Raw genomic sequence first — 3,976 nt, forward strand, 5'->3', positions numbered from 1 at the left:
GACCCGGGCCTCGCGGCGGACGTCCTGGCCTGGGCCGCCGTCGCGCGCTCGGTGGCGCACGAGCGGTGCGACATCGCGGCCTGCGCGCACGCCGAGGCCGCCGGCCGGCAGGGCATGGCCCGCGCCGAGCTGGAGTACCAGAGCGAACTGGCGCGGCTCCAGCAGCGGTTCGTCGAGACCGAGGAGAGGGCCGCGGGCGTCGAGCGGACCCGGGCCCGGCGCGACGCGTCCCAGGCCCGGCTCGACGCGGACCGCAGGGCCGAACGCGTCCAGGAGGCGCTCGCCCTGCGCGACGCCGCCTTCCACGATCACGAACGGGCGCTCACCGCCCAGGCGTCGGCGCGCCGGCCCCTGCCCGGGGATCTGGCCGAGGCGGGTGCCGAGCAGCTCACCTCGGCCGAACGGGCCGTACGGCAGGAGCTCGGGGCGCTCGCCTCCGCACGCGCGGCGGAGGCGCGGACGGCGGAGCTCGGGCGGGAGCGGGCCGAGCTGGACCGCCAGCTGAGGGCCGACGAGGAGGCGGTGCGGGAGGCCGGTGCCTGGCTCGGCGGCTGGGACGCGCTGCACGCCGGCCTCGCCGAACGGATCGAGGAGGCCCAGCAGGCGGCCACGACGGCGGAACGCCTCGCGGGGCTCCTCGACCCCGCCGTGCGGCGGCTCGACGCCGCCCGGGGGCGCGACGAGGCTGCGGGGGAGCAGGAGCGGGCCGGGAAGCGGGCCGCCCGCGCCCGCGATGCGGCCACCGCGGCCCACGAGACGTGGCTCGACGTGCGGGAGCGGCGCCTCGACGGCATGGCGGCCGAACTCGCCGCCGGCCTCGTCGCGGGCGCTCCCTGCACGGTGTGCGGGGCCACCGAGCACCCGGCGCCCGCCGCGGCCGGCGGCAGCACCTTCGAGCCGAACGCCCGCACCAGCGCCGTACGCACCTTCGCCGGATCGCCCGCCGCGTGGTCGAACGGCGCGGGGCACGTCAGCACGGCAGGGGCGAGGCCGGTCAGGGCGGCGGCCAGCAGCGTCGCGTCCGGCTCGTGCTTCGCGTACGCCTCCGGGAAGCCGCTGTGCTGGACCTCCTGCGCCGCCACCGTCAGGGGCAGCCGCGAGTAGCCCGGGATCCGCGCCAGGCGCCGGTAGAACTGCGTCGACGCGTACACCGGGTCGAGGATCTGCTTCTCCGTCCCCCAGCCCGCCGACGGGCGCTGCTGGAAGAGGCCCAGTGAATCGAGGTCGCCGGAACGGAGGTTGCGCAGGCCGGACTCCTGGAGCGACGTCGCGAGCGCGATCGTGACGGCCCGCTCGGGCATGCCGCGGGTCAGCCCGACGGCCGAGATGGTGGCGGCGTTGGACGCCTGCTCGGGCGTCAACTCGAAGGTGGCGCCGTCCCCGTCGTCGGCGCCCGCCCCGCCGGAGGCGCGGACACTGCACTTGACGGGGCCCGCGCCCCCGCCGGTCACGTACTGCACGCCGACGTACGCGGCGACGGCGAGCAGGACGACGAAGGCGGCCGTGAAACGAAGGAGTCGGCCGCGACGGGAACGCGTGACGGTCTCGGACACGCGCTTACCGTACTGGAGCGCGGCGCCCCCGAACTCCGCCTGCGGACACAGGAAACCGGGGTATGCGCGGACGCCGCGCCGACCTGCGGAAAGACCCTGAGGCTCCGGCGCGCTCGCGCGGGATTCGGGCCGCCCGGCACGCCGCGTTAGTGTCACTTCCATGTCCCACACGCTCGACCTCACCCTCGACGCCGCCACGCTCACCGCCCGCCTCGTCGACATCCCCTCCGTCAGCGGGTCCGAGGGCCCCCTCGCCGACGCCGTCGAGCGGGCGCTCCGCGCGCTGCCGCACCTCACGGTCGACCGGCACGGCAACAACGTCGTCGCCCGTACGCGGCTCGGGCGCGCCGAGCGCGTGGTGCTCGCCGGGCACCTCGACACGGTCCCCGTCGCGGACAACGTCCCCTCGCGCCTCGACGCCGACGGTGTGCTGTGGGGCTGCGGCACCACCGACATGAAGTCGGGTGTCGCCGTGCAGCTGCGGATCGCCGCCACGGTGCCGGAACCCAACCGTGACCTGACGTTCGTCTTCTACGACAACGAGGAGGTCGCGGCGCACCTCAACGGGCTCGGGCACGTCGTCGAGGCGCACCCCGACTGGCTGGCCGGCGACTTCGCCGTCCTGCTGGAGCCGTCGGACGGGCAGGTCGAGGGCGGCTGCCAGGGCACGCTGCGCGTCGAGCTGACCACGACGGGGGAGCGGGCCCACTCCGGCCGCAGCTGGATGGGGTCCAACGCCGTCCACGCGGCCGCGCCGATCCTCGCCCGCCTCGCCGCGTACGAGCCCCGCAGGCCGGTCGTCGACGGACTGGAGTACCGCGAGGGGCTCAACGCGGTGCGGATCGAGGGCGGCGTCGCGAACAACGTCGTCCCCGACGCGTGCACCGTCACGGTCAACTACCGCTACGCGCCCGACCGGGGTCCCGACGAGGCGGTCGCGCACGTCAAGGAGGTCTTCGACGGCTGCGGCGTCGACACCTTCACCGTGACGGACCACTCCGGCGCCGCGCTGCCCGGCCTCTCGCACCCGGCCGCCGCCGCGTTCATGGCGGCCGTCGGCGGGACCCCCCAGCCCAAGTTCGGCTGGACCGACGTCTCGCGCTTCGGCGAGCTCGGCGTGCCCGCGGTGAACTACGGGCCCGGCGACGCGCTGCTCGCCCACAAGGTCGACGAGCGTGTCGCGGTGGAGCGGATCGAGCACTGCGAGCAGCGGCTGCGCGCCTGGCTCACCTCCTGACGGGCCTCCGCGCGCCCCGCCCGGCGCACGCCCTCTGACCTGCGCCGTCCGGACGACCGGAATTTCGCCGTTCGTCATGTCGGTACCTCTAGGCTGGCGGGGAAGCAAAGAAGAACCGGAAAACCTGAAAAAGCCAGAAAAGCTCGACAGGCCCGGAAAGCTGGAAAAGACCGACACGCGCCGGAGCCGTACGGGCCTCGGCGCGCATGCGGGCGAATGGAACACGCGTTCGAGACGAGGAAAGCGGCATTACGAAGGTCATCATCAGAACGGGACAGTTCAGAACCAGAGAGGAGCGGCTCATGGGCGATCCGGAGGGATCCGGGCGGCCGGACGAGCAGCGGCTCGGGCCGGTGATCCGGCGCGGCGGCCAGGTACAGGCCGGCACCACCGACCAGCGGCTGCTCGACACGGGGGGCGACTCCGCGTGGGTGCACACCGACCCCTGGCGGGTCATGCGCATCCAGTCCGAGTTCGTCGAGGGCTTCGGCGCCCTCGCGGAACTGCCGAGCGCGATCAGTGTGTTCGGCTCGGCCCGCACACCGGTCGACTCGCCCGAGTACGACGCGGGCGTGCGCATCGGCAAGGCACTCGTCCAGGCCGGCTTCGCCGTGATCACGGGCGGCGGGCCCGGGGCGATGGAGGCCGCGAACCGGGGCGCCAAGGAAGCCGGCGGTGTGTCGGTGGGCCTCGGCATCGAGCTGCCCTTCGAGCAGGGGCTCAACCCCTACGTCGAGATGGGCGTCAACTTCCGGTACTTCTTCGTCCGCAAGACGATGTTCGTGAAGTACGCGCAGGGCTTCGTCGTCCTGCCGGGCGGCCTCGGCACCATGGACGAGCTGTTCGAGGCGCTCACGCTGGTCCAGACCCGCAAGGTCACCCGGTTCCCCATCGTGCTGTTCGGCACGGAGTACTGGGGCGGCCTCGTCGACTGGCTGCGCGGCACGGTGGTCGCCCAGGGCAAGGCCGCCGAGAAGGACCTGCTGCTGTTCCACGTCACGGACGACGTGGAAGAGGCAGTGGCCCTGGTCAGCAAGGAAGCGGGCACGGACCGCGTCTGAGGGCCCCGGCCCCGACCGCCCGGCACGCCCGGACCGCCCCAGGAGCCCCGCGCGGGACCTGGGGCGTCGTACGTCGGGCCCCGGCGCCGCGCAGGGTGCTCCGGGGCCGCCGCGGGGCCCCCGGG

At 74.5% G+C, this 3,976-nt stretch carries 2 protein-coding genes and 2 pseudogenes; 2 read left to right on the plus strand and 2 right to left on the minus strand.

Annotated features, from left to right (window positions below):
* Together L1885_RS24925 and L1885_RS24930 are read right to left on the minus strand one after the other, a co-directional pair.
* Window positions 1–312, minus strand: a pseudogene (locus tag L1885_RS24925) (hypothetical protein); the annotation flags it as partial.
* Window positions 313–623: 311 nt separating this feature from the next.
* Window positions 624–1,553: pseudogene (locus L1885_RS24930) on the minus strand (hypothetical protein); the annotation flags it as partial.
* Between the two features lie 160 nt (window positions 1,554–1,713).
* Between L1885_RS24930 and dapE the strand changes: the two are divergent.
* Complete coding sequence (gene dapE, locus L1885_RS24935) at window positions 1,714–2,790, plus strand: succinyl-diaminopimelate desuccinylase (RefSeq protein ID WP_235799427.1); 1,077 nt, start codon at window positions 1,714–1,716, stop codon at window positions 2,788–2,790.
* Between the two features lie 302 nt (window positions 2,791–3,092).
* On the plus strand, window positions 3,093–3,851 hold the full coding sequence (locus L1885_RS24940; RefSeq protein ID WP_235799428.1) for an LOG family protein: 759 nt from the start codon (window positions 3,093–3,095) through the stop codon (window positions 3,849–3,851).
* The last annotated feature ends 125 nt before the right edge of the window (window positions 3,852–3,976 follow it).

This window comes from Streptomyces fuscigenes, from assembly GCF_021556455.1.
In the GTDB taxonomy this organism is placed as follows: Bacteria; Actinomycetota; Actinomycetes; order Streptomycetales; family Streptomycetaceae; genus Streptomyces; species Streptomyces fuscigenes.

Excerpts from the sequence above, each read along its gene's own strand:
- dapE (WP_235799427.1), top strand. The coding sequence starts at position 1,714 with ATGTCCCACACGCTCGACCTCACCCTCGACGCCGCCACGCTCACCGCC.
- L1885_RS24940 (WP_235799428.1), top strand. The coding sequence starts at position 3,093 with ATGGGCGATCCGGAGGGATCCGGGCGGCCGGACGAGCAGCGGCTCGGG.